This is a genomic window from Prevotella sp. P5-64 (assembly GCF_002251285.1).
GTDB lineage: Bacteria > Bacteroidota > Bacteroidia > Bacteroidales > Bacteroidaceae > Prevotella.
This window is the reverse complement of record NZ_NPJK01000041.1, coordinates 1-1,205: the sequence shown is the minus strand read 5'-3', so window position 1 is coordinate 1,205 and position 1,205 is coordinate 1. Positions and strand designations below refer to the sequence as shown.

Below are 1,205 nucleotides of genomic sequence, written 5' to 3'. Positions count from 1 at the left end.
TTCAAGCCCGGGTAAGGTTCCTCGCGTATCATCGAATTAAACCACATGTTCCTCCGCTTGTGCGGGCCCCCGTCAATTCCTTTGAGTTTCACCGTTGCCGGCGTACTCCCCAGGTGGGATGCTTAACGCTTTCGCTTGGCCGCTTACCAAAGTGGCAAACAGCGGGCATCCATCGTTTACCGCGCGGACTACCAGGGTATCTAATCCTGTTCGATACCCGCGCTTTCGAGCTTCAGCGTCAGTTACACTCCAGTAAGCTGCCTTCGCAATCGGGGTTCTTCATGATATCTAAGCATTTCACCGCTACACCATGAATTCCGCCTACTTTGTGTGTACTCAAGCCCTCCAGTTCGCGCTGCAGTGCAGGGGTTGAGCCCCTACATTTCACAACACGCTTAAAAGGCGGCCTACGCTCCCTTTAAACCCAATGAATCCGGATAACGCCTGGACCTTCCGTATTACCGCGGCTGCTGGCACGGAATTAGCCGGTCCTTATTCATGCGGTACCTGCAAAACGCCACACGTGGCGAACTTTATCCCCGCATAAAAGAAGTTTACAACCCATAGGGCAGTCGTCCTTCACGCTACTTGGCTGGTTCAGGCTTCCGCCCATTGACCAATATTCCTCACTGCTGCCTCCCGTAGGAGTTTGGACCGTGTCTCAGTTCCAATGTGGGGGACCTTCCTCTCAGAACCCCTACCGATCGATGCCACGGTGGGCCGTTACCCCGCCGTCAAGCTAATCGGACGCATCCCCATCCGCAACCGGCCGAAACCTTTACTCCATTTCAGATGCCATCCGTGGAGACCATGGGGTATTAGTCTTACTTTCGCAAGGTTATTCCCCAGTTGCGGGAAGGTTGGATACGCGTTACTCACCCGTGCGCCGGTCGCCATCCGCAATAGCAAGCTATCGCGATGCTGCCCCTCGACTTGCATGTGTTAAGCCTGTAGCTAGCGTTCATCCTGAGCCAGGATCAAACTCTCCATTGTAAAAATATTGTTCAACTCCACTATAAGTGGATGATTGTTTGCTCTGTTCAGGACGCTAATATCCTTAGTTCAAGTCTAAAGTACCTGTCTCTATATCTATTGACGGTAGCTTCATTTTACCCAAGTGGCTTCCCGATCGCTCCGGAAGCCGCTCGCTTCTTGTACTACTACTCTTCTGTTTATCTTAAATCTTTCAAAGAACTCTTTCTTCA

The 1,205-nt window shown here is 51.7% G+C and carries 1 rRNA gene; it reads right to left on the bottom strand.

Going from position 1 to position 1,205, the window contains the following annotated elements:
* A 16S ribosomal RNA gene (locus tag CIK87_RS07895) occupies positions 1 to 993 on the bottom strand; the annotation flags it as partial.
* Between the last annotated feature and the right edge of the window lie 212 nt (positions 994 to 1,205).